The organism is Halovivax sp., assembly GCA_007119345.1.
GTDB lineage: Archaea > Halobacteriota > Halobacteria > Halobacteriales > Natrialbaceae > Halovivax.
In genome coordinates, this window is the sequence record SKPV01000122.1 from 1 (window position 1) to 23,485 (window position 23,485).

26 protein-coding genes and 1 tRNA gene are annotated in these 23,485 nt (G+C 68.7%); 14 read left to right on the top strand and 13 right to left on the bottom strand.

Annotated elements, in window-relative coordinates; all coding sequences use genetic code 11:
• Positions 1-108 precede the first annotated feature (108 nt).
• The gene (gene hpt / locus QZT59_RS08040) at positions 109-657 is read right to left on the bottom strand and encodes a hypoxanthine/guanine phosphoribosyltransferase (RefSeq protein WP_290813941.1); all 549 of its coding nucleotides are present in this window, start codon (positions 655-657) and stop codon (positions 109-111) included.
• 195 nt (positions 658-852) lie between these two features.
• Here hpt and QZT59_RS08045 point away from each other — a divergent pair, with 195 nt between their 5' ends.
• Entirely contained in the window at positions 853-2,394 is a 1,542-nt protein-coding gene (locus tag QZT59_RS08045; RefSeq protein ID WP_290814080.1) for an alpha-isopropylmalate synthase regulatory domain-containing protein, read from the top strand.
• 25 nt (positions 2,395-2,419) lie between these two features.
• On the opposite strand, the gene QZT59_RS08050 is transcribed toward QZT59_RS08045, so the two are convergent.
• Both QZT59_RS08050 and QZT59_RS08055 read right to left on the bottom strand, forming a co-directional pair.
• Entirely contained in the window at positions 2,420-2,629 is a 210-nt protein-coding gene (locus tag QZT59_RS08050; protein ID WP_290813943.1) for a hypothetical protein, read from the bottom strand.
• A 658-nt stretch (positions 2,630-3,287) separates the two neighbouring features.
• A tRNA-Ser gene (locus tag QZT59_RS08055) sits at positions 3,288-3,372 on the bottom strand.
• Between the two features lie 129 nt (positions 3,373-3,501).
• On the opposite strand from QZT59_RS08055, the gene QZT59_RS08060 reads away from it, so the two are divergent.
• Positions 3,502-4,452, top strand: coding sequence for a MoxR family ATPase (locus tag QZT59_RS08060; RefSeq protein ID WP_290813945.1), 951 nt, complete (start codon positions 3,502-3,504; stop codon positions 4,450-4,452).
• Between the two features lie 26 nt (positions 4,453-4,478).
• On the opposite strand, the gene ppc is transcribed toward QZT59_RS08060, so the two are convergent.
• Positions 4,479-7,211 carry a phosphoenolpyruvate carboxylase gene (gene ppc, locus QZT59_RS08065; protein WP_290813948.1) on the bottom strand — a complete coding sequence of 911 codons (2,733 nt, stop codon included), beginning with the start codon at positions 7,209-7,211 and terminating at the stop codon, positions 4,479-4,481.
• Between the two features lie 293 nt (positions 7,212-7,504).
• Between ppc and QZT59_RS08070 the strand changes: the two genes are divergently transcribed.
• The gene (locus QZT59_RS08070) at positions 7,505-7,981 is read left to right on the top strand and encodes an SPW repeat protein (protein ID WP_290813951.1); all 477 of its coding nucleotides are present in this window, start codon (positions 7,505-7,507) and stop codon (positions 7,979-7,981) included.
• Between the two features lie 8 nt (positions 7,982-7,989).
• Here QZT59_RS08070 and QZT59_RS08075 read toward each other — a convergent pair whose 3' ends face one another.
• The gene (locus QZT59_RS08075) at positions 7,990-8,238 is read right to left on the bottom strand and encodes a hypothetical protein (protein ID WP_290813954.1); all 249 of its coding nucleotides are present in this window, start codon (positions 8,236-8,238) and stop codon (positions 7,990-7,992) included.
• Positions 8,239-8,348: 110 nt separating this feature from the next.
• Between QZT59_RS08075 and QZT59_RS08080 the strand changes: the two genes are divergently transcribed.
• Together QZT59_RS08080 and QZT59_RS08085 are read left to right on the top strand one after the other, a co-directional pair.
• Positions 8,349-8,900, top strand: a complete 552-nt coding sequence (locus tag QZT59_RS08080; RefSeq protein WP_290813956.1) for a hypothetical protein — start codon at positions 8,349-8,351, stop codon at positions 8,898-8,900.
• A 365-nt stretch (positions 8,901-9,265) separates the two neighbouring features.
• Positions 9,266-9,559 (top strand): hypothetical protein, encoded by a 294-nt coding sequence (locus QZT59_RS08085; RefSeq protein WP_343195729.1) that lies wholly within the window; start codon positions 9,266-9,268, stop codon positions 9,557-9,559.
• 129 nt (positions 9,560-9,688) lie between these two features.
• Here the strand turns inward: QZT59_RS08085 and QZT59_RS08090 are convergent, their stop codons facing one another.
• Both QZT59_RS08090 and QZT59_RS08095 read right to left on the bottom strand, forming a co-directional pair.
• Positions 9,689-10,651 (bottom strand): zinc-dependent metalloprotease, encoded by a 963-nt coding sequence (locus QZT59_RS08090; protein ID WP_290813959.1) that lies wholly within the window; start codon positions 10,649-10,651, stop codon positions 9,689-9,691.
• A gap of 46 nt (positions 10,652-10,697) precedes the next feature.
• The gene (locus QZT59_RS08095) at positions 10,698-11,006 is read right to left on the bottom strand and encodes a hypothetical protein (RefSeq protein WP_290813962.1); all 309 of its coding nucleotides are present in this window, start codon (positions 11,004-11,006) and stop codon (positions 10,698-10,700) included.
• 176 nt (positions 11,007-11,182) lie between these two features.
• On the opposite strand from QZT59_RS08095, the gene QZT59_RS08100 reads away from it, so the two are divergent.
• From QZT59_RS08100 to purF, 3 genes are all read left to right on the top strand, one after another.
• A complete protein-coding gene (locus QZT59_RS08100) occupies positions 11,183-11,407 on the top strand; it encodes an LSM domain-containing protein (protein WP_290813965.1) in 225 nt (74 codons plus the stop codon).
• Positions 11,404-11,580 (top strand): 50S ribosomal protein L37e, encoded by a 177-nt coding sequence (locus QZT59_RS08105; protein WP_290813968.1) that lies wholly within the window; start codon positions 11,404-11,406, stop codon positions 11,578-11,580. The genes QZT59_RS08100 and QZT59_RS08105 overlap by 4 nt, the downstream gene beginning before the upstream one ends.
• A 185-nt stretch (positions 11,581-11,765) precedes the next feature.
• Positions 11,766-13,238 (top strand): amidophosphoribosyltransferase, encoded by a 1,473-nt coding sequence (purF, locus tag QZT59_RS08110; protein WP_290814083.1) that lies wholly within the window; start codon positions 11,766-11,768, stop codon positions 13,236-13,238.
• Positions 13,239-13,280: 42 nt separating this feature from the next.
• Here purF and QZT59_RS08115 read toward each other — a convergent pair whose 3' ends face one another.
• On the bottom strand, positions 13,281-13,844 hold the full coding sequence (locus QZT59_RS08115; protein WP_290813971.1) for a DUF420 domain-containing protein: 564 nt from the start codon (positions 13,842-13,844) through the stop codon (positions 13,281-13,283).
• A gap of 290 nt (positions 13,845-14,134) precedes the next feature.
• Here QZT59_RS08115 and QZT59_RS08120 point away from each other — a divergent pair, with 290 nt between their 5' ends.
• Together QZT59_RS08120 and QZT59_RS08125 are read left to right on the top strand one after the other, a co-directional pair.
• Positions 14,135-14,269: a hypothetical protein gene (locus QZT59_RS08120; protein WP_290813973.1), complete on the top strand. Its 135-nt coding sequence runs from the start codon at positions 14,135-14,137 to the stop codon at positions 14,267-14,269.
• Positions 14,270-14,674: 405 nt separating this feature from the next.
• Positions 14,675-16,018: an alkaline phosphatase family protein gene (locus QZT59_RS08125; RefSeq protein WP_290813976.1), complete on the top strand. Its 1,344-nt coding sequence runs from the start codon at positions 14,675-14,677 to the stop codon at positions 16,016-16,018.
• Between the two features lie 127 nt (positions 16,019-16,145).
• Here the strand turns inward: QZT59_RS08125 and QZT59_RS08130 are convergent, their stop codons facing one another.
• From QZT59_RS08130 to QZT59_RS08145, 4 genes are read right to left on the bottom strand one after another with little or no spacing between them, the layout of a single operon-like run.
• Entirely contained in the window at positions 16,146-17,147 is a 1,002-nt protein-coding gene (locus QZT59_RS08130) for an amino acid ABC transporter permease (protein WP_290813979.1), read from the bottom strand.
• Positions 17,140-17,931 carry an amino acid ABC transporter ATP-binding protein gene (locus tag QZT59_RS08135; RefSeq protein ID WP_290813982.1) on the bottom strand — a complete coding sequence of 264 codons (792 nt, stop codon included), beginning with the start codon at positions 17,929-17,931 and terminating at the stop codon, positions 17,140-17,142. The genes QZT59_RS08130 and QZT59_RS08135 overlap by 8 nt, the downstream gene beginning before the upstream one ends.
• Before the next feature lies 1 nt (position 17,932).
• Complete coding sequence (locus QZT59_RS08140; RefSeq protein WP_290813985.1) at positions 17,933-18,718, bottom strand: amino acid ABC transporter permease; 786 nt, start codon at positions 18,716-18,718, stop codon at positions 17,933-17,935.
• A 9-nt stretch (positions 18,719-18,727) separates the two neighbouring features.
• Entirely contained in the window at positions 18,728-19,681 is a 954-nt protein-coding gene (locus tag QZT59_RS08145; protein ID WP_290813988.1) for a transporter substrate-binding domain-containing protein, read from the bottom strand.
• 283 nt (positions 19,682-19,964) lie between these two features.
• Here QZT59_RS08145 and QZT59_RS08150 point away from each other — a divergent pair, with 283 nt between their 5' ends.
• From QZT59_RS08150 to nth, 4 genes are all read left to right on the top strand, one after another.
• Entirely contained in the window at positions 19,965-20,381 is a 417-nt protein-coding gene (locus tag QZT59_RS08150; protein WP_290813991.1) for a DUF371 domain-containing protein, read from the top strand.
• A gap of 176 nt (positions 20,382-20,557) precedes the next feature.
• Complete coding sequence (locus QZT59_RS08155; RefSeq protein ID WP_290813994.1) at positions 20,558-21,499, top strand: cation diffusion facilitator family transporter; 942 nt, start codon at positions 20,558-20,560, stop codon at positions 21,497-21,499.
• Between the two features lie 40 nt (positions 21,500-21,539).
• Positions 21,540-21,791, top strand: a complete 252-nt coding sequence (locus QZT59_RS08160; protein WP_290813997.1) for a hypothetical protein — start codon at positions 21,540-21,542, stop codon at positions 21,789-21,791.
• Positions 21,792-21,910: 119 nt separating this feature from the next.
• A complete protein-coding gene (gene nth / locus QZT59_RS08165; RefSeq protein ID WP_290814000.1) occupies positions 21,911-22,747 on the top strand; it encodes an endonuclease III in 837 nt (278 codons plus the stop codon).
• Between the two features lie 61 nt (positions 22,748-22,808).
• On the opposite strand, the gene QZT59_RS08170 is transcribed toward nth, so the two are convergent.
• Positions 22,809-23,222 carry an EamA family transporter gene (locus tag QZT59_RS08170; protein ID WP_290814003.1) on the bottom strand — a complete coding sequence of 138 codons (414 nt, stop codon included), beginning with the start codon at positions 23,220-23,222 and terminating at the stop codon, positions 22,809-22,811.
• Positions 23,223-23,485 lie beyond the last annotated feature (263 nt).

Below are 23,485 nucleotides of genomic sequence, written 5' to 3' on the forward strand. Positions count from 1 at the left end.
AGAGGGAATTCGGGCGTGCTTTGGGCCCACGAGAGGAGAGTTCGAGTGCGCTTTGGGAACCCGGACGCGCGACGAGAGAGCGAATTCCGCGACCAGATGCCGCTGGCTTCAGTCGACGATCGTGACCCGTCCGTCCTCGACGCGGACGTCGAGCAGCGCCGTCACCTCGCGGGGGAGCTCCCCGTGGTCGGCGTCGACGCGTTCGAGGACGACGACGACGTCGACGAGTGCCGCGCCGGCCTCCTCGATCCCGGCCGCGACGGCCCGGATCGTCCCGCCCGAAGAGAGGACGTCGTCGACGAGCAGCACCCGATCGCCCGGCTCGACGCCGTTCAGGTAGAGCTCGCTCTCGCCGTAGGCGGTCTCCTGGTGGAGCGCGATCTCCCCGTCGAACCCGTACGAGCGCTTGCGGACGACGACGAGCGGCAGGCCGGTCGCGAGCGAGAGCGCGGTCCCGTGGTGGATGCCCATCGCTTCCGGGGCGACGATCTTCTCCACGCCCTCGAGGTCGACCGATTCCCTGATCCCGTCGGCGACTTCCCGGAGGATCGCCGGCTCGAGCGGCGGCACGCCGTCGGTCACCCCGTGGACGAAGTACGAGTACTCGTCCCGTCGAACGACGGGCGCGTCGCGCAAGGACCGCCTGAGCGCGTCCATACTGACGGGTTCCACCCGACGGAAGTTGGCTCTTTGTGTCGGCTTCGACGACTGCCGTCGCAAGAAGCGGTCCGACCGACGGGGTTAAGCCGCTCCGGCAGATGTACGCAGTACACATGGCACGAGATACCACTCACGCCGACGGGGATAGAGGAAGTCGCCTCACGGCGGCTGGCCGAGAAATTCGACGCTTCGATTGATTCTTCCGCGCTCACGCACGACGACGCCGGCCAGCTCGAGGCTTCGAACGGCGTTCGGCTGCTCGATACGACCCTGCGCGACGGAGAGCAATCGCCTGGCGTTTCGCTGTCGCCCGACGAGAAGGCCGCGATCGCGCGCTCGCTCGACCGCGCCGGCGTCGACGTCGTCGAAGCCGGCAGCGCCTGCACGGGTGCGGGCGAGCGCGCAGGCATCTCCCGCGTCGCTGGCCTCGCGCTCGACGCACGTGTGACGAGTTTCTGTCGCGGCCTTCGCGACGATATCGACCTCGCGCTCGAGTGCGACGTCGACGGCGTCCACCTGGTCGTCCCCGCGAGCGACCGACACCTGGAGGGCAAGGTCGGCACCTCCCGGGAAGCGAACCTCGATCGGACCGGCGAACTCGTCGCGTACGCCGCGGACCACGGCCTCTGGGTCGAAGTGATCGGCGAGGACGGTTCCCGCGCCGAACTCGCGTACCTCGAGGCGCTGGCCGAGCGCGCGCTCCGGGCCGGTGCGGACCGCTTTTGCTACGCCGACACGGTCGGTCACGCCGGCCCGGAGCGCACTGCCGCGGCCGTCTCGCGGCTCGCCGAACGGGGACCCGTCAGCGCTCACACCCACGACGACCTCGGCCTCGGGGTGACGAACGCCCTCGCCGCCGTCTCCGCCGGCGCAGACCTCGTCCACTGCACCGTCAACGGGATCGGCGAGCGCGCGGGCAACGTCGCCCTCGAAGAGGTCGCGATCGCGCTCTCGCACGTCTACGGCGTCGAGACCGTCGAGCTCTCGGCGCTGTACGAACTGGCACAGCTCGTCTCCCGCACGACTGGAATCTCGCTCCCGCCGAACAAGGCGGTCGTGGGCGAGAACGCGTTCACCCACGAGAGCGGCATCCACACCGACGGCACGCTGAAGGACGACCGGATGTACGAACCCTACGCCCCCGAAACCGTCGGCCGCGAGCGTCGACTCGCGCTGGGCAAGCACGCGGGACGCGCCGGCGTCGGCGCGGCCCTGGCGGAACACGACGTCGAGGCGACCGAGGGCGACGTCGCCGAGATCGCAGAGCGGGTCACGTCCCTGGGCGACCGCGGCCGGCGCGTCACCGACGCTGACCTCCTGGCCATCGCCGCCGAGGTCACCGGCGACGACCGGGACCGAACCGTCTCGCTCCTCGATCTCACCGCTACGAGCGGAGGCCCCGTCCCCGCGGCCAGCGTTCGCCTCGACGTGGCCGGCGAGGAGCGGGTGGCCAGCGGTACCGGTTCCGGACCCGTCGACGCCGCCGTCGCCGCCGTCCGGCAGGCGCTCGGGCCCGTCGCCGACGCCGAGCTCGAATCCTACCGCGTCGACGCCGCCACCGGCGGCACCGACGCCCTCGTCACCGTCGAGGTGGAGATGCGGCGGAACGACCGCGCCGTCACGGTCGTCCGGAGCGACGCCGACATCACCCGGGCCAGCGTCGCCGCGGTGGTCGACGCCATCGACCGGCTCCTGACCGACGAACCGGACCTCGAGCTGCCGGCGGCCGACTGATCCCCGGCCGATCGACGGTCCCGCGCTACTCCTCTGGCCGTTCGAACGGGCCCCGACTCGCGACGCCCCACGGGTCGAACAGGTAGACCCCGGCCAGGAACAGCGCGAGGCCGACGACGAACAGCCGCAAGATGCCCGCCGTCGTCGCGATCGCACCGGGGTCGATCGTGACGGCGATCAGCGCCGCCACGGCGATCCAGATGGCGGCGACGACGACTCGTTTGCTGGAATCCATGGGCGACGATTTCACCGGGAACGTGAAAGCGAGTCGGTTTCGGGATCCGTCACGTCGAGTTCGCCCACGGACAGAGTATCGTTGGTTCCTGACCGATTACTGGTCGGTGGCGCGCGTCAGGTCGACGAAGTTCGGACATCCGCACCGACAGTCGCTGGCTCCACCTTTCCGCCGGATCGCCCCGTTCGGCCAGCGGCGAGCCGCGTACACGGCACCGCAGCGCGTACAGACGGCCGTGACGTGGGTCGGCTCGTTGCTGGCTCCCATCCGTGTGCCCGGAGAGTGGTTGTTGTGATTATTATCGTTACTCCCGGACGTCAGCCCCTGATACGGTTCTGACAACGACTTCACGGTTGCCGGATCGCGACGATCGTTCGACGGGCGCACCGTCGGGTATTGCGAGTTGGTCGGGCGTCGGCCGGTCAGCCGCTCTCCGCTCACGCGTGACTCGCGACGCGACGCGTCCCTCGCCGAGTGGTTCGCGGAGAAGCGCCGAGAGGGAGATATGAACTACGCCGAGACGATCCGGGCGTGCGCCTCGCTTCGCTCGGCGTTCCGGGCTGCGACTCGTCTACATCACATCTCCCTATACAGGTTTTCAGCGGCACGAGTGGCTCGCGACGCGACGCGTCCCTCGCCGGTGTTGTGCCGCTGAAAACGCCGAGAGGGAGATTTGAACTCCCGTGTCCGTGAGGACAGCAGATTTCGAATCTGCCGCCTTGGCCGGGCTAGGCTATCTCGGCTCGTCGTCACCTACCCGGGCGCCGATTTTATCGGTTTCGGTTCGGTCGGTCCGTGACACCGTGTGACGCGACGATTCGTTCGGCGCCGCGGACCGGAAGGAATATCCCGGAACGCTTCGACGAGCCGACATGGACGTCAATCAGGCACACGAGGAGTGTGAGGCCGTCCTCGAGACGATCGGCGAGGCGGTCATCTCCGAGCGGCGATTCTTCGAGGACGTCCTCGTGGGGGTCGTCGGACGGGGGCACGTGCTCCTCGAGGACGTACCCGGGACGGGCAAGACGCTCACGGCGCGGAGCTTCGCCGACGCGCTGGGACTGTCGTTCTCGCGGATCCAGTTCACGCCGGACTTGCTTCCCTCGGACGTCACCGGGACGCACATCTACAACGAGCGCGACCAGACGTTCGAGTTCACCGAGGGTCCCATCTTCGCGAACGTCGTGCTGGCCGACGAGATCAACCGCGCCCCGCCGAAGACCCAGGCCGCGCTGCTGGAGGCCATGGAGGAAGGACAGGTGACGGTGGCCGGGGAGACCCGGGAGCTGCCCCAGCCGTTCTTCGTGATCGCGACCCAGAACCCCGTTGAGCAGGAGGGGACCTTCCCGCTTCCCGAGGCCCAGGTCGACCGGTTCCTCGTCAAGACGTCGATGGGCTACCCCGACGAGGCCGGCGAGGTCGAGCTCCTCCAGCGGCGGGCGAGCCGGGAGGCGCTGAGTCCGTCCGTCGAACGCGTGTTCGAAACGGGCCACGTGGAGGCGCTCCGAGGCGTCCCGGAGACCGTTCGCGTCGACGACGACCTCGTCGAGTACATCGCGGCGCTCGCTCGCGAGACGCGCGTCGACGGCCGCGTCGAGGTCGGGGTCTCACCGCGGGGCACCCAGCGGCTGTTCGAGGCATCTCGCGCGTACGCGACGCTCACCGGCCGCGACTTCGTCACGCCCGACGACATCAAGCGCGTCGCCCAGCCGGTGATGGCCCACCGGCTGGTGCTCACGCCGGACGCGACCGTCAACGACGTCGCCAAGTCCCGGGTGATCGAGTCGGTGCTCGATTCGGAACCCGTCCCCACCGTCGAGTGACGTGGGCCCCGGTCTCGCCGTCGTCGCTATCCCGTGTTCTTCATCCCCGCCGCGATCCCCTTGACGGTGAGGCGCAGGGTCCGTTCCTCGACGTCCGTCCGGTGGGTGCGACCGAGGAGGTCCGTCTGTAACAGGTTGAGCGGATCGACGTAGGGGTTTCGCCGGTCCAGGTGCTCGGCCATCCATTCGCGCGTGTGCAGGTCCTCGCGCTCGGCGATGGTGGTGACGAGCTCGACCGAGCGATCGTATTCCGCCTCGATCCGCGTAAAAAAGCGCTCGCGGCGCTCGTCGTCGGCCAGGTCCGCGTACTCCGAGGCGATCTCGAGGTCGCTGCGGGCGAGCGACAGCGCGGCGTTGTCGAGCACGGTTCGGAAGAACGGCCACTCGTCGTGCATCTCCCTGAGCGTCTCTACGGAACCGCCGTCTCGCGGCTCCTCGCCGTCGCCGCTCGAACCGTCCGCGTCGCCGTCCAGATACGCATCGATCCCCGACGCCAGCGCGTACCAGCCGGGCAGGATGCACCGCGACTGCGTCCAGCTGAACACCCAGGGGATCGCCCGGAGATCCTCGACGGTTCGCTCGCCCGACCGGGAAGCCGGCCGCGAGCCGAGGTCGAGGTCCTCGATGACGGTGATCGGGGTCGCCTCCTCGAAGTACCGGACGAACCCGTCGCTCTCGAGGAGATCCCGGTACTCGGCGCGGGCCGCCTCGGCCATGGTCTCCATCGCCTCGATCCACTCGTCGGGGACGTCCTCCCTCGGCTGCTCGATGGCCTGCTTTCGGGCCCGCAACTGGGCGTTCAGCATCTGTTCGAGGTTCCGTTCCGCGATGCGGGGATTGCCGTACTTCTCCGCGATCGCCTCGCCCTGCTCGGTGAACTTCACCTGGCCGGACACCGTCGAGTTCGGCAGCGCCAGTAGCGCCTCGTTCATCGGCCCGCCGCCGCGAGAGATCGATCCGCCGCGACCGTGAAACAGTCGCATCGTGACGTCGTGATCGTCACAGATCTGGCCGAGTCGACGCTGGTTCGTGTACAGCGACCAGTTGGCCGCCAGGAAACCGTTTTCCTTGTTCGAGTCGGAGTACCCGAGCATGATCTCCTGGGTCCGTCCCCGCGCGTCGAGCGCCCGTGCGTAGGCTTCGTTTTCGAACAGGGTCCCCATGATGCGGCGCGCGCCGGAGAGCGCGTACTCCGTTTCGAGCAGCGGCACGACGTCGAGGCCGCTGTGTTCGGGTAGCGAGACGATCCCCGCCTGTTCGGCGAGAAACAGCACCTCGAGGACGTGGCTGGGTTCTTCCGTCATCGAGATGCAGTACGTGTCGATGGCGTCGGGCCCGTATTCGGCCTGCCAGTCCGCCAGCCGGTCGAAGAGGGTGAGGACGCGCGCGTCCCGGTCCGCGAGACCGTCCGCGTCCGAGAGGTCGATGACGTGCTCGTCCTGGAGGATCGCCGTCGTCAGGAATTCGACGCGCTCGTCCTCGGAGCGCGACCGGTAGTCGATCCCCTCGCGCTCGAGGGCGGCGGCGATCGCGTCGGTGTGACGCTGGCGGTGATCGCGCAGGTCGAGGCTGGCCAGCGAGAACCCGAACGTCGCCACCTGACGACGGATCGGATCGACGTGGGCCCGAACGACCGACTCCGCGCCGTTCTCGCGGAGACTCCGAGCGATCAGCTCGAGGTCCTCGAGGAGTTCGTCGGCGTCCTCGTAACCGCCCGGCCTGACGTCGCCCACGCGAGCGACGCGCTCGCGCATCAGCTTGAGTTTCTGTCGGTAGGGTTCGCCGGGATACCGGTCGGCGGCCGTCGTCGCGACGCCCGGCAGGCGCTCGCGGTCGGCCGCCAGGCTGACCTCGAACTCCTCGCCCACGGAGACCCGGCTACCGTCCTGGCTGCACACGCCCGAGAGGCGCTTGAGCTCCTCGCGATACCGCTCGAGCGCGACCGAGCGCTGGCGCTCCAGCGTCTCCGCGGTGACGTCCGGCGTCACGTACGGGTTCCCGTCGCGGTCGCTCCCGGCCCAGGAGCGAAACTCGAAGAGCGACGGCAGGTCGAGGTTCTCGTCGACCGCCGCCGAGAGCGTCCGCTCCAGTTCGCCGTAGACGCCGCCGACGACGTCGAAGAGCGTGTTCTCGAGGTACCACTGGACGTTTCGGGCCTCGTCCGCGGGTTCCGGCTGTCGGTTGCGGACCTGGGGCGTCTGCCACAGGCTCGTGACCTCCGATTCCAGCGCCCGCCAGATCGCGTCGGACTCCCGGTCGGTCAACAACCGCTCGTCGAGGGCCTCCAGGTGGGTCGCCACGGTTCGGAGCTTGGCTTTCACCGTCTTCCGACGTGCCTCCGTGGGGTGTGCGGTGAACGTGGGCTCGACGAGCACGTCGTCCAGAATCGCTCGCACCGTCTCCGGGTCGGTCTCCGAGAGCGACTCCGCGGCCGCGGCGAGGCTGTCCTCGAGCGTTCCGTTCGCCGACCCGGCCCGGATCGCCCGGACGCGTTCGCGTTCTTCGGCCAGGTTGATGAGCTCGAAGTACGTGGTGAACGCCCGAGCGACGATTCTTTTGCGGTGAGGTGAGAGACCCTCGAGCTCGTGCCAGAGCTCGCGGCGCGAGTCGAGCTCGCCCTCACGGTGGGCGATGGCCGTCGTCCGGCAGGATTCGACGGTTTCGAACGCCCGACGGGAGGTCTGGTCCTCCAGGACGTCCCCGAGCAGCGCGCCCAGCTCTCTGACGTCCTGCCGGACGCCCCTGTTGTGCAGTCGCATACCACCGAACTACGACACCCACCGAAAAAGGTCCGTGGTTCCCGGCATATTTACACGTATTTTAGTAAACTATTGGTCGTCACCGAGCCAGAAGTTTCCGCCGGCGGCAATAACCGCTGTTGCGCTCGCCGAGTCGCGATGGGGCACGCCCGCCCGAAACGGGTACCGGATCCGTGCGCGTAAAACGGTTACCGAATCCGCGCGCGTAAGGCGCGCTTACTCCGGTAACGTCGGAGTCCGTCCGAGTGTAACGGTCATCGTCGCTTTTGAGCGGACCGGTGGTCCCGACCCGCATGCGCGATACGAACTTCGCGGCGCGCAGTTCCGACGGACCGGGCCCGGATCGCGACCCCCGGGACGAACCCGACCAGATCGCGAACGGGGAGCGCCGACGGACCGCGGCCTTCGTGAGCGGGATCGTCGCCGTGATCGGCGCCTGGGTTGCCCTCTCCCCGTTCGTCTACGGCGAGGGCGGCGCGACGCTGTGGAACAACGCGGTGGTCGGAGCGACGGTCCTCGTCGTCGCCGGGTACAACGTCTACCGGCAGTACAACGACGTCCCGCTCTCGCCCGGCGCCGCCGGACTCGCGACCCTGCTCGGCCTCTGGCTGATCGTCGCCGCGGCCGCGCTCGGCATGGTGACCGGCGCGTTCTGGAGCACGCTGGTCAGCGGACTCCTGATCGCCGCCCTCGCCGGCTACAACACCTACGAAGCCAGGGACACTCGAGCGGTCACGACGGAGGGCGACGCGGGGGCCGGCTCCGCCTGAGCCGCCGGTCACGGCGGCCGGAGGGACCGCTCGAGGAGTCGCCGCCGGGTCGTCGCGGCGCGGTGACCGGTGGCCGCGACGGCGAACGCCACCAGCGCGGTCGCGAACCCGATCGACGGAACGAGCGCCCGACCGAACCGGATCGCGTTGACGAGGAGCACGACCGCGACCGCGACCGGCACCACCGACACCACGAGCGTCTCGACCGGCGAGTCGAGAAGCAGGTCGCGGCACGTCTCGACGGGGACGGTCGACATCGTTTGGATCGTCCCTGGCTGTCGGGCCCGGACCGGTAGCCTTTTCGGCCGACGCGCCCGCCGGCCGATCGACCGGTACGTTCTTTCCGGTCGCGTGGGTATCTCGATCCATGCGGATTCGCGAGTGGCAGGACCTGCTCGAAGACGTGAGTCAGACGGACGCGGACCCGGACGCCTGGCGCGCCGTCGCGGGCGACCGCGCGGGCGGCGTCGGCGAAGACATGTACCTCGCACATCCCCGTGCCGGCGTCTACCTCCTGAAGACCTACGCGAAGAACCCCTTCGAGGTGCAGGGCTACGGCAGCCGGGTGGCTCGCAGTCTGGACGACGAGATCGGTTCCTTCCTCCCCGGTCGAGAGTCGGGGGGTCGGTTCGCCGTCAGGCGGCCGCCGGAGGACGACGAGCAGGCTGAGTCGGTCGCCGACCGGCTCCAGACGGTCGTCGAGACCCACAAAGACGCACCGACGACCCCCCAGGCGTTCTTCGACGACGTGATGGACGCCCTCGAGAGCCCGGCGTTCGGTCCGATGGCCTACGACCAGTACGATCGCCCCGACGAACTCGACGAGCTCTCCGATCGATTCGAAGAGGCGAACGAGCTCATCGACGCCGAGCTCGAAACGTTACTCGAAGCCGACGAGATCGATCGCGGGTTCATGTGACGGTCCGTGGCCGTCGTACGGTTCACGTACCAGTCTGTAGCCGTCGTAGGTACCAAAAAGGCGGAACACGCGTTCCGCCCGATGTCAGAGGCAGGCACCCCACTACTGGTGCCAGTTGCTGGTACTCGGGACGGTTACGTAGTAGTATGACCTAATCGTTTAGGACCGCACGCCCGACGACCGATCGAACCCCGTCGCACCACGATCCAGTGGGCGGGTCCACCCGAACCGCTCACGCCGGTCAGGATCCTCCCGAAGAAGATTCGAGGGCCGGAGGTGCTCCCGGAGGAGGTTCCGCGCCCGGAGCTGCTCCCGGATCGAGTTCGGGGACGGGTTTCTTCTCGATTCAGACCGTTCGGACGCACGTGACGGTCGAAACCGTCGTCCGAGACTACTACGACGCGCTGCGATCTGGACGCCCGCTCGCCCCGTATTTCGGCGACGATGCCGTCGTCAAGTTCGGCGTGAACGAGTCGCTCTACGGGGCGGACGTCATCGTCGACGGGTTACGCGAACAGCGAGAGACGACCGACGAGTGGCGCGTCGAGAGCGAGCGGCTCGTCGTCGACGAGCGCGGCGCCTTCGCGGTGTTCGCCGACGAGGTCCAACTGGCCTGGACCGACGCCGACGGCGAGCGACGCCGGTTCGACACCCGCTGAACCGGGACGCTCGAGGCGCGCGACGACTGGCAGTTCGTCTCGATGCACGTCAGCGTTCCGCACGACCGCTGAGAACGTCTCACCGGTACGCGCCGGCGAAAGCCCCGCCGAATCCACTCGATCGGCCGGTCAACCGGTCGCCTCCATCCGGCGGATCCAGCGTCGGGGTTCGTCGAGTTCCTCGGCGCTCGGCAAGGCCTCGGGTCCGCGCCAGACGCGGCCGGCGAACGCCAGGTCGCGTTCGCTCGTCACCGTCTCGAAGAAGCGTTTGCCGCGCTCGTACTGACGGCGCTTGAGGCCCAGCCCGAGCAGCCGACGGAGGAGCCGCTGGATCGGAGTTTTTCCACCGCGTCGCTCGTCGAGCTTGCGCCGGAGGTCGGCGTACTCCTCGTCGAAGGCGTGGTCCATCAACAGCTCGGCGTAGCCCTCGACGACGGTCATCGTCGCGTCGAGTTCGCGGAACGCCTCGGTGTCGAACGAGCCCGCAGAGAGGGTCTCGACGCCGGCCTCGACGTGACGCTCCAGGTGACCAGAGAGCCACGGCGCGGCCCCGAACTCGGCGGCGTGGGTGACCTCGTGGAACGCGATCCACCGACGGAACCGCTCGTAGTCGGTTTCGAGTTCGCCGGCCACGCGCCGAATGTTCGGGCGAACGAAGTACAGCGCGTGGTCCCCGGTCGGGGCGTCAGCGAGCAACAGCGGATCGTACTGGCCGAGGACGTGCCGACCGAGGAAGGTGAGGAGCACGGTCATGGTCCCCGTGTTGACGGTCCTGGCGACCCCCGGGAACGGACCGGCGCGGTGTTCGATCGGCGCCATCACCCGCCGGAAGGTGTCCACGTTCGCGTCGATCCAGTGGTGGCGGTTTTGCACCTCGACGGTGTCCGGCAGCTCGAACTCGATGTCGGCGACCCGACCGACCTCACGGCGGGCGTCGCGAACGTCGTCGGCGTATCCCGCCCGCTCGCCCGGGTCGAGCGCGAGCGATCCGGGTTCCGTCGCGGCCTTCGCCGCCTCCGCCGCGGCGTCCCAGTCGACGGCCGCGTCGCCGGAGGCGCCCGCGACGGCCCGCGCGCTACGATAGAGATTCACGTCGAGCGATAGGGGCAGGTCGGCCAAAAGCGTTCGGCCGAGGGGTTCAGCTCACGACGACGTCTCGCTCGTCCGCCGGCTCCAGCGGTTCCGCCGCCTCCTCCTCGCCGCCCCGAAACTTGCGGACCGCCAGTCCGATGGCGACGACGGCGATCAGCCCGACGACGACCGCGATCGCCCCGCGCCCGCCGGCCTCCTCGTCGTCGGCTTCCTGGTCCTGCTCGCTCGTCGCCGTCTCGGCCGCGCCCGCCGTCGCGAGCCGACCGCCGAGTATCGCGTCGGGGAGGGCGGCGGGACCGACCTGCGTCTCGCCGTCGATGTGCAGTTCGAACAGCGTGAACTTTTTCGAATCCATGTCTCGGCCGTCAACAGGCTGGGACTTAGCCGTTGTGCCGGCCAGAAAAAACGATCGTCGGCGATCGAAATCGACCGGGCCCGGGCGAGGTCGATCGGACGCTCGCGCGCCCGTCTCGGGTCGGCGAGGGCCCGGGGACCGGTATCGTTAAGTGGTCGGTCCCTGCCCACTTCGGTATGAGCGGACGACCATTGGACGTTCTCGAAGCGTCGCTGGGCGAACGCGTGACCGTCCGGCTGAAGAGCGGGGAGGAGTACGTCGGCGATCTCACCGGATACGACCAGCACATGAACCTCGTCCTCGAGGACGTCGCGGCCCCTGCGGGCGTCGACGTCGACGAGGCCCCGATCGAAGACACAACGATTATACGCGGCGATAACGTCGTCTCGATCACTCCATGACTGGCGCAGGAACCCCGAGCCAAGGAAAGAAGAACAAGACGATCCACGTCAAGTGCCGACGGTGCGGCGAGGCCTCCTACCACGTGAAGAAGAAGGTGTGCTCGGCGTGCGGCTTCGGCAAATCCGCGAAGCGACGCGAGTACGCCTGGGAGGGCAAGGCCGGCGACAACTGACCGCTCTCCTTCTCCGCTCTTCGATATACCGTCCGATCTCGGAGCGCCGCGGGTCCGTCGCGTCGGCCGGTTTCCGACCGTAACGGCGAGCCCGTTGGCGACGACGAATACGGAGACTTTTATCGTCCCGAGCGCAAGAGACCTCCATGACTGACGGGCGGGGCGAGATACCCCTCCGGACGGGAATGACGGAGAAGTGCGGCGTCGTCGGCGTCTCCCTCGACGGGCGCGACGCGGCGCGGCCGCTGTACTACGCGCTCTACGCGCTCCAGCATCGCGGCCAGGAGTCGGCCGGGATCGTCACCCACGACGGCTTCCAGCAACACAGTCACGTCGAGATGGGACTCGTCGGCGACGTCTTCGACGAGGGCGACCTCGACGCGCTGAACGGCTCCGCCGGCATCGGCCACGTTCGGTACCCGACCGCCGGCAGCGTCGACGACTGCTGCGCCCAGCCGTTCTCGGTCTCGTTCAAGAGCGGCTCGCTCGGCCTCTCGCACAACGGGAACCTGGTGAACGCCGAGGAGATCCGGGACGAACTCGCGGGACTCGGCCACGCGTTCACCAGCGACGGCGACACCGAGGTGATCGCGCACGATCTCGCGCGGAACCTGCTCGAGGCGGACCTCGTCCGGGCCGTCAAGCGGACCATGAACCGCATCCACGGCTCGTACTCGCTGACGATCTCCCACGACGACACCGTCCTCGGGGTCCGAGACCCGCGGGGCAACCGGCCGCTGTGCATCGGGTCGGTCGACGACGGCTACGTGATCGCCTCGGAGTCGGCGGCGATCGACACGCTCGACGGCGAGCTCGTTCGCGACGTCAGGCCCGGCGAACTCGTCGTGCTGGAACCGGACGGCTCCGGGTTCGACTCCTACCAGCTCGTCGAGCCCGATCGCACCGCCCACTGCTTCTTCGAGCACGTCTACTTCGCGCGCCCGGACTCCGTGATCGACGAACACCTCGTCTACGAGGTCCGACGCGAGCTCGGCCGCAAGCTCTGGGCGGAAAGCGGCGTGGAGTCGGACGTCGTGATGCCGGTGCCGGACTCGGGTCGCGCGTTCGCGAGCGGTTACGCGGAGGCCGCGGCCGAAACGACGCCGACGGGCGAACCGCGCGAGGACGAAGACGGCGGCCCCGAGTTCGCGGAGGGGCTGATGAAGAATCGCTACGTGGGTCGCACGTTCATCATGCCGACCCAGGACGAACGCGAGCGGGCGGTCCGGCTGAAGCTCAACCCGATCAAGTCCACGGTCGAGGGCAAGAGCGTCACGCTGATCGACGACTCGATCGTCCGCGGTACCACCTCCACCCAGCTCGTCGACCTGCTGAAAGACTGCGGCGCCGCGGAAGTCCACATGCGCATCGGTGCGCCGCCGATCGTCGCTCCCTGCTACATGGGTATCGACATGGCCACCCGCGGGGAGCTGATCGCCGCCGACAGGAGCGTCGAGGAGATCCGCGACGTCATCGCCGCCGACAGCCTGGCGTACCTCTCGACGGACGCCGTCGCCGAGGCGCTCACCGCCGAGCGAGGGGACCTCTGTCTCGGCTGCGTCACCGGCGAGTACCCCTACGACATCGAGGGCGAGGAGACGGACCGCGACGTGAACCGACCGGACATCGGGCCGGAATCCGCGGCCGCGGACGACTGAGACGCGGCGCCGGTCGTCGGCTTCTCGACCGGGTGCACCCGCTCAGTAGACGACGTGGAGCAACAGGTAGACCAGGATACCGAGCGCGAACGAGGTGATCCACAGCGGCGCCGCGATGCGCCCGACCCGGGCGTGGTGCGTCTCGGCGAGATTCCCCGCGCCGTGGGCGCCCGCAAGGAGCAGTGCGTAGTACAAAAGCGGGATGCAGACCACGGCGAGACCGACGTGGCCGGTCAACAGCGGGAGGTAGACGTAGCGGTGGATCGCCGCGGGGCCGTCGAAGCCGGTCGCCCCGCCGATGGCGACGAGGCGGTAGAGGTAGAGAACGAGGAATATCGCGAAGAGCGCGACGGAGACGACCATCGCGCGGCGGTGGCGGTCGACGCGTCCACGTCGGATCTGCCGCCAACCGTGGGCGATCGTCGCGATCGCGAGCGCGCTCACGGCGACGTTCACGGTGGGGATCGCGCCCAGGACGACCTCGGGGGCGGTCGGCACGGTGGACGACGGGACGAATCCGCCGGCGGCTCCGAAGACGAGCGTCAGGGAGACGAGCGTCAGCGCCGCCGTCGCCGCCGGGACGCGATCGGCCGTCAGCAGCCTCATCGATCGACGGAAGACGGCGAGCGTTCATATCGGTTGTCACTCGCGACGCCTCGGGTCGGCCGGCGTTGCCGGGATCGGCGACGGGGACCCCCGGCCGAGTCAACCCGGCCAGCCGAGCCGAATCGATGGCGGAGATCGGTCGAGCCGAATCGATGGCGGAGATCGGCCGAGCCGAATCACGGGCGACCGTCGGCGCGGCGGCCGGATACCCGCCAGTTATCTGCGAGGCGGGACCGATACGTTATGAGCATGAGTAATCTTTTGGGCCGTCGGAGCGTACATGTTCTCGTATGGCAGCCAACGAAGGATCGGCTCAAACGGGGACGCGAGCGTCGGCTCCGAACGACGGCGGCGTCGGGATGGCGCATCCGACCGTCGTGCCGGCGAACTTCGATCCGGACGAAACCGGCGAGACGCGCGAGTAACGCCACCCGCGTCGAATCCGTCCCGTGCCGAATCCGTCCCACGATCGACTGCGCGGATTCGACGCGACGGTTCGATCCACGAACCACGGCCGGCGAGAGGGACGCCGGAAGGCACGAGCCGGAACCGGGCTCCCGGACCGCCCACGACCGACGCCACTCGACGGCCTCGAACGCCGTGGTCGATCACCGCCCACGACCACCGGCGGTCGATCACCGCGCCGTGCCTCGCTTCCCAGTCGCTGCCCCATACCTCGGTAGCCGATCGCCGCCCCATACCCCGGTAGCCGATCGCCGCCCCCGACCACCGGCGGCCGATCGACGTCCGCGGACGTCGCCGCGTCGGCGATTCTCGTAAACAGTGTCCGGAGACGAACCTTCTTGTACGCGTCCGGACTACGGCCCCCCATGGGTCTCTTCGACCGGTTACGGGGTGAGGACGATCCCCGGGTCGCCTTCATCGGCGTCGACGGGGTGCCGTACAGTTTGCTCGACGAGCATCGCGAGGAGTTCCCGAATTTCGCCGCGCTCGCCGAGGAAGGATCCGCGGCGGAGATCTCGAGCATCGTCCCGCCGGAGTCGAGCGCCTGCTGGCCGTCGCTCACGACCGGCGTCAACCCCGGCTCGACGGGCGTCTACGGCTTCCAGGACCGCGAGACGGGAACCTACGACACGTACGTGCCGATGGCCAGAGACGTGCAGGCGACGCGCCTCTGGGACCGCGTCACCGAGGCGAATCGGCGAGCGACGGTGATGAACGTCCCCGTCACGTTCCCGCCCCAGCGCAACGTCCAGCGGATGGTATCCGGATTCCTCTCGCCGGATCTCGAGAAGGCCGCCTACCCGGACGACGTCCGCGATTACCTCCAGTCGATCGACTACCGGATCGACGTCGATCCGAAGCTCGGTCACGAGGAGGACAAGGCCGACTTCATCGAGGACGCTCACGCCACCCTCGACGCCCGCTTCGAGGCGTTCCAGCGGTACATCGAAGAGGACGACTGGGACCTCTTCTTCGGCGTCTTCATGACGACCGATCGGGTGAACCACTTCCTGTTCAAAGATTACGAGCGCGGCGGCGAGTACGAAGACGAGTTCTTCGAGTTCTACCGGGCGGTGGACGAGTACGTCGGCCGGATCCGGGGGCTGCTCCCCGAGGACGTGACCTTGGTCGTCGCCTCCGATCACGGGTTCACCAGCCTCGACTACGAGGTCCACTGCAACCGCTGGCTCCGCGAGCAGGGCTGGCTGGAGTTCCGGACCGACGAGCCCGAAGAGCTCGACGACATCGCCGACGAAACCCGCGCGTACTCGTTCATCCCCGGTCGATTCTACATCAACCTCGAGGGGCGAGAACCGCGCGGTTCGGTCCCCGAAGACGAGTACGACGACGTCCGCGACGAGCTCGCGGGGATGCTCTCCGATCTCGAGGGGCCGGACGGCCGGCCGGTCGTCGATCGCGTCGTCGAGAAGGAGACCGCGTTCCGGGGCGAACACGACGCGATCGCGCCCGACCTGGTCGCCATCCCGAACGACGGGTTCGACCTGAAATCCGGGTTCAACGGCGACGAGGCGGTCTTCGACACGGGACCGCGCAACGGCATGCACAGCTTCGACGACGCCGCGCTCTACGTCGACGATCCCGACGCCTCGATCGGAGACGCCGACCTCCTCGACATCGCGCCGACCATCCTCGACCTGATGGACCTGGAGTACAAGCGCGGCGAGTTCGACGGCGCGAGCCTCGTCTGATCGGCGGCGGTCGTCGGTCTCTCCCGGCGCTCGATCGCTCGACACCGCCCCAGCGCTCGGACGGACGGCTCGACACCTCGTCCTCTCCGGACCGACTCGCTCGACACCTCGTCCTCTCCGAATCGACTCACTCCACGGTCTCCGTCTTTCCCTGGTGACGACCCTCCGCCTGGCCGAGCCCGGGAATCGCGACTCGCGTCTCGACGCGGCTCATGATCGCCGCGGCCGTCAGGACGATCGCGATGTAGACGACCGCCAGGCTGGCGTAAATCGCCGTGTACTCGAACGTCCGCGAGGCGATTCGCGACGCCCGGAAGTAGAGTTCGGGGACCGTGATGAACGCGGCCAGCGAGGAGTACTTGATCAGGTAGACCAGCTCGTTGGTCCAGGCCGGAATCGCGTACCGGAGCGTCTGGGGGAGGACGACGTACCGGATCCCCTCGAACGTCGAGAGGCCGATCGAGCGGGCGGCCGTGAGCTGGCCAGCGTCCACGCTCTCCAGGGCGCCCCTGATGTACTCGGCCTGGTAGGCCGAACTGTTGATCGTGAACCCGACGATCGCGATGATGAACGCCTGATCCGGGATCGGCCCCTGCCCGATCGTCTCGACGCCGTGGAGCCAGACGGCCAGCGGCAGCCCGAAGTAGAGGACGAAGAGCTGGACGAGCAGCGGCGTCCCCCGAATGAGCTCGATGTAGCCCAGCGCGAGCCACCTGAGCGGGCCGCCGTAAACCCGGACGACGGCGAGCGGCACGGCGATGAGCAGCCCGAGAAGGATGCTCGCGACCGTGAGGACGATCGTGTACCACGCGCCGGCTGCGAGCGCGGGCGCGATGTCGACCGCCACGGCGACGGCGGCGACGACCGAGCCGACCCAGTCGACGACGCCGGCGAACGGGCCGTAGGCGTCGGCTGCGGCGGCGATCCGGTCGGCCGTCGCGTCGACCGGTTCGCGCTCGACCGGCTGTTCGCCGGCGCCGGGGCCGATTCCGAGCCGCGAGAGCACCCAGTCGTTGAGCCACTGGGCCAGCAGCCACCCCCAGAAGGCGATGCCGGCCATGACGACGAGCAGTTTCGTCGCGGAGATCTCGGGCGTTCGCAACCGTCGAACGTCCGTCGGACTAGCCATGGAGCGTCTGGAGGAACTCGCGGGTGCGCGCTCGCTCCGGTTCCTCGAACATCCGGTCGGGCGGCCCTCGCTCGACGACTCGTCCCCCCTCGAGGAACGTGACGCCGTCGGCGGCCGACCTGGCGAAGCGCATCTCGTGAGTGACGACGATCATCGTCATCCCCTCCTCGACGAGGCGTTCCATCACCGCGAGCACGCTGTTCGACAGTTCCGGGTCGAGCGCGCTCGTCGGCTCGTCGAAGAGCACGAGCTTCGGATCCATCGCGAGCGCCCGGGCGATCCCGACGCGCTGTTTCTGTCCTCCCGAGAGCTGTGCGGGATACGAGTCGGCCTGGTCGCCGAGTCCGACCTTCGCGAGCTCCTCGTCCGCGCGCTCGCGGGCCGCTCGTTTGCCGAATCCCCGGACGCGGCGCAGTCCGAGCGTGACGTTCTGGCGGGCGGTGAGATGTGCGAAGAGGTTGATGTCCTGAAAGACCATCCCGACCTGCTGGCGCAACTCGTCGGGATCGGCGTCGGGAGACGTAACCTCGAGACCGTCGAGGTAGATCGCGCCGCGGTCGATCTCCGTCAGTCGGTTGATACAGCGCAACAGCGTCGACTTGCCGCTTCCCGAGGGACCGACCAGGACTTCGACGTCGCCCCGGTCGATCGTGAGGTCGATCCCCCGGAAGACCGCCTCGTCCCCGTACGACTTCCAGACGTCCTCGATCCGGAGGAGCGCCTCGCCGTCGGCACGTCCGTCGGTGGCGGTACCGTCGCGCTCGTCCGCGTGTGATCCGGTCATCTTAGCCCTCACCCGGAATGGCGTACCGGTCGTTGACGAGATCCAGCGTGCGGTTCGTCGAGACGGTCAGGACGAAGTATATCAGGCTGGCGAAGAGAAACAGCTCCAGCGCGGCGGAGGTCTGCTGGGTCATCAGGTCGTTCGAGCGCCGGAGCAGCTCCCCGAGACCGATCGCGAAGGCGATGCTCGTGTCCTTGAGCACGATCGTGAACTCGTTCTGGAAGCCGGGAACGCTCCGACGCAGCGCCTGGGGGACCAGCACGTGGCGGATGGCCGCCCACTTCGAGAGGCCGATCGACCGGGCGGCTTCGAACTGGCCGGCGTCGATGCTCTGGAGCGCCCCGCGGAAGATCTGGGACTGGTAGGCGGCGCTCCGGACGCCCAGGGCCAGCATCGCCGCCTGGAACGGCTCGCTCACCGGCAGGACGAACAACCACTCCAGGGGGAACACGAAAAACGTGAAGACCATGATCACGAGGATCGGCGTCCCGCGGATCGCGACGCCCGCTTTGCGAACGAACCCCCTGGAGTATCTGCCGCCGTAGAGTTCGATCGCGCCCGCCGGGAACCCGAGCAGGAACCCGAGGACGATGCTCGTCGCCGTCAGCGCGACCGTGATCAGCGCCCCCAGGAGCAGGTACTCCCGGTTCCGAAGGACGAACTCCCAGTCGGTCGCGTCCGCGACGGCGACGGGCTCGACCGCCGCGGTATCGAGGACGGCGACCTGCGCCACCGAGACCGCTCCCTCGACTGGCGCTAGCCCGAGCGCCGACGCACCCGCGATCACGTAAGTCGATCACCCCTCCTGATCGTCCCCGTCGTCCCCGTTCCCGTTGTCGTCGGCTTCGTCGTCGCCGGCTTCGTCGTCCTCGTCGCCGTCCTCCTCGTCATCGTCGTCTTCCGGCTCGCCGAACCACTCCGCGACGAGGTCGTCGTACGTGCCGTCCTCCTCGATCGCTTCTAGCCCCTCGTTGATCGCTTCGCGGAGGTCGTCGTCGTCTTCGCGGACCCCCAGACCGAACTCCTCGCCCGTCTCGTGAACGAACGCGACCTCGACCGCCCGATCGTCCGCGAACGTTTCGCCGACCGGTTCGTCGATGACGATCGCGTCGACGATCCCGCGCTCGAGGTCCTCCACCGCCAGGACGTAGCTGTCGTACGACGAGTAGTCGCCGTCGTCGATGCGTCCCTCCTCGATCAGCTCCTCCTCGACGACCCCTTCGCCGGTGGTTCCGACCTGCGCACCGACGGCCTGCCCGTCGAAGTCCTCGAGCGACTCGGGCTCGAAGTCGGCGCCCTCCGCGACGAGCACCGACTGATCGGCGCTGAAGTACGGGTCGGAGAAGTCGATCTCCTCCTCGCGCTCCTCGGTGATCGTCATCGCCGCGGCGATCACGTCGATGCTTCCGTCCTGTAGCGCCGGGATCAGCGAGCCGAACTCCATGTCGCGGAACTCCTCGAGTTCGTAGCCCTCGGCCTCCTCGAGGACCGCCTCGGTCAGGTCGATATCGAACCCGACGATCTCGCCGTCCTCGATCATCTCGAACGGCGGGAACCCCGCCTCCGTGCCGACGACGACGCCCTCCGCGTCCTCGTCGGCGGGCTCGTCGTCCGCGGCGTCGTCGTCGGCGTCGGCGGCGTCGTCATCGTCATCGCCCAGACACCCTGCGGCGAGTACCACGATCGCGGCGCTTCCACCGTACCTGACGACGTCCCGTCGCGTCGCGTGACGAGCAGAGTCGTACACCATACGTTTTCGGATCACGGTTCGGGGTTTAATTGTTCGGGTGCTAAACGCCATAAAATCTTGAATTTCACACGTTCTGAGCGGTATCTGCGATCAGTCGGGCGATCTACCCGCCCGGGATTGCACGACGCCGGTCCGGAGGGCTGGGCGTGACTCGGCGTCGACATCGGGACCCGGTCGGGGACGCGGTGGGCCGGTCCGGAACCGGCAGACCGATCGGTGATACGGCGACTCTGTCCCGGATCGGTTTCGAACCCATTTTCCCGGTGCGGCCCGGGCCCTCGGTATGGAAGAAGTCGTTCGCGCTCGCGGTCACGAGAACGTCTCGGCCGAACACGCGAGCACGTTCGAGGTGACGACGGACGACTACCTCACGCCGGCCGGCGACTGCATCCTCGCCGTCGAGGCCGATCGGGCGCCCGCGGAGTTCGATCCGGCGTTCGCGTCGGCCTGTCGGGACGAGGCGGCGACGATCACGGTGACGGTCGCGGCCGACGGGTTCGAGGAGACGGTCGCGGGTCGCGGCGATCCCGAGCTGACCTTCGAGAGCGAACGAAGCGCCGTGGGCCGGACGAGCGAGTACGTCGACGATCGCACGGTCGTCGTCGATGCCGCGTTCGCCGCCGAGGGATTCGACCGCGAGCTCGTGGCCGCACTGGCGAGCGGGGCCGAGGCGACGATCACGTTTCGCGTGGAGCCGTGAGGCCGACGGTCACGGTTAGCGAGGAGTCGTGAGAGTCCACGATCGCGTTCAGCGAGATGTCGTGAGAGTAACGGTCACGGTCCGCGCGGAGCCGGGAACCGGCGAGCGCACCAGGAGCCGCTGCGAATCGGCCGCCAAATGCGAACACTGAAGTTTAGATTGGCTCTAAATCAGCCATGGCCGCGCCCGAGGACCGACGTCGCTTCGCGCTGGCGTCCTGGGCGAACGTCGTCGGGAACGCCGCGAAGATCGTCGTGGAGGGCGCCGCGGGAGTCGCCTTCGGGAGCGTCGCGCTGCTGGCGGACGCCGCCCACTCCATCGGCGACCTCGTCGCCAGCGTCGTGGTCCTCGTCTGGGGCGACACCCGCTTCGACGATCCGGACTCGAGCCACCCGCACGGCCACGCCCGGATCGAACCCCTGACCGCGCTCTTCGTCGGCGCCGTGATCGCCGTCCTCGGACTGAGCCTGCTGTACGAATCCGCGCGGGGAATCGTCCGCGGGGAGGAGGGGACCTTCAGCTACGTCCTGCTCGGCGCGCTCGCGTTCGCGATGGCGGACATGTACCTCGTCTACCGCTACACGGAGCGGGTGAACGCCGACCTGGATTCGACGGCACTCGCCGCGCTGGCGACCGACTGCCTCAACGACCTCTACACCTCCTTCGCCGCGCTCGTCGGCATCGTCGGGCTCATGCTCGGCTACCCGCTACTGGACCCGATCGCCGGCGGACTCGTCAGCCTCCTGGTCGTCTACCAGGGGGTCTCCATCGGTCGCGAGAACGTCTCCTACCTCGTCGGCACGGCCGCCCCCGAGGATCACCGCGAACGCGTCCGCGCGACGCTGCTCGCCCACCCGGCGGTCGAGGGCGTCCACGACCTCATCGTCTACTACGACGGAACCGTCCTCGAGGTCGAGGCCCACGTCGAAGTCGACGGCGACCTCACCCTTCGCGAAGCCCACGAGATCGAAACCGAACTCGTCCGCGGAACCCGGGCGCTCGAACCCGTTGGCGACGCCCACGTCCACCTCGACCCCTCCGGAATCGGCGAGTGGAAAGACGCCGCCGACGGGGACGGCGAATCCGACCGTTTCGCCGCCCGCGATCCCCGCGAGTGACGGGCGTCGGGTTATCCGCCGCGGGTCCGAACCCCCGATCGTGAACTCGAACGATCGGCTCACCAGACGACGGTTCGCGGGTCTCACGAGCGCCGCCGCGGCGACCGTACTGCTCGCCGGCTGCGGCGGACCGGAGGACGGCGAGGGGGACGACGATCCGGACATGGAGGAGGGAACCGGCAACGGACAAGACGTCGAGGAGGACGAGAGCGACGTGGTGGACGACGCGGACGACGAGGGAGAGGAGACCGACGCCGACGAGGAGGACGACGCGGACGGCGACGGCGATTGATGCGTGGTTCGATCGACGCCGACCACAGAATCCTCGGCGAATCGATCCCGGGGCGATGCGTCGCGATCGGCCGGCGTCCAGGCGGACACGTTTTGGTCGCTCGCTCGTAACGCGAGGGCATGAGCGAGGAGCGCGACGAGCCGACCGACGCCGCGTCGGATCCGGAACCCGAGGTCAACATCAGCGGCGGCGCCGACGGGGCCGGCGTCGCGGCGGAGTTCGACCCGGCGACGGCCGACACGCGGGCCGAGCGAGTCGTCGACCGCCTCGGCGAGCTGTACTGGCGGAAGACCTACGGCGGCCGGGACGCGTTCACCTGTCTCGTCCGGACGATCCTGAGCCAGAACACCAGCGACGTGGCGAGCCAGCCCGCCCACGACGCGCTGATCGATCGCTACGGCGGAGCCGAGCTCGACCTCGCCGACTCGCTCGCCGTCGCCGATCGCGAGGCGCTCGCGGAGACGATCAGTTCGGCGGGGCTGTACAACCAGAAGTCCCGGATGCTCCAGGACGCCGCCGAGTGGGTCCGCGAGGAGTTCGGCGACGCCGCGGCGTTCGACGAGTTCGTGAAAGGGGGTGAACCGGCCGAAGTCCGCGAGACGCTCCTCTCGGTGCGGGGCGTCGGGCCGAAGACGGCCGACTGCGTCCTGCTGTTCGCCGGCGGACGGGCGGGCGTCTTCCCCGTCGATACCCACGTCCACCGGATCGCCCGGCGGCTGGGAATCGCGCCGCCCGACGCCGACCACGAGGGCGTCCGCGAGGCGCTGGAGGCCGAGATTCGGGCCGAGAAGTGCGGCTTCGGGCACACGGCGATGATCCAGTTCGGTCGGGAGTACTGTCGCGCCAGGAAGCCGGCGTGTCTCGACGGGCCGGAGGCGTGTCCGTTGTCCGATCAGTGCGAGCGCGTGGGCGTCGATCCGGTCACCGGCGAGGTCGTCGATCCGGCGGACTTCTGACCCTCGGCCGGTCGAACGTCCCACGCGAGGACGGGAATCGAACGCGTCGCTCGCCGCCGACTCACTGGGAGATCAGGACGACCGCCGCGACGGCGAACGCGATCCCGAGCGCGTCCTTCGGCGCCAGGGACTCCCCGAGCACCAGGACTCCCAGGACGACCGCGACGACGAAGTACAGCGCGGAGACGGTCGTGACGATCGAGGCGCGGCCGGCCGAGAGGCCGACGTAGAACGCCACGGCGCCGATACCGGCGAAAACGCCCGCCGCGAGCGCCAGCAGCGTCCCCGTCCGATCGAGCGCGATCGGTTCTCCGCGCACGAGAACGTAGCCAATGGCGACGATCACGCTCGCGGCGTAGGAGAGGATCATCGCCAGCTCCGGCCTGATGAACCCGGTCGCCTCGTTGGCCAGGATGGTCCAGACGCCCCAGGCGACCATCGCGACGAGAGCGAAGGTCACGGCGTGCGTGCTCATGGACGTCGGTTCGTGGGCACGGTAGTAACGACTTCGAACGCCGATCCGAGGGTCCGTCCGGCGGCCCCGATCGCGTGTGACAGGGAACGGGCCGCCGTCGAGACGGGAAACGGGATCGGTCCGAGCGACGGTGTGCGGCGCCGGACGGGTGCTGGACGGCGCCGGACGGTCGATCGTCGATCGGGGCGCCGCGCACCCCACGAACGCGGCGGTATCGCCACCCGCGCCGATCCCCCGGTCGAGGCGTCGATCCGCCTCGGTTG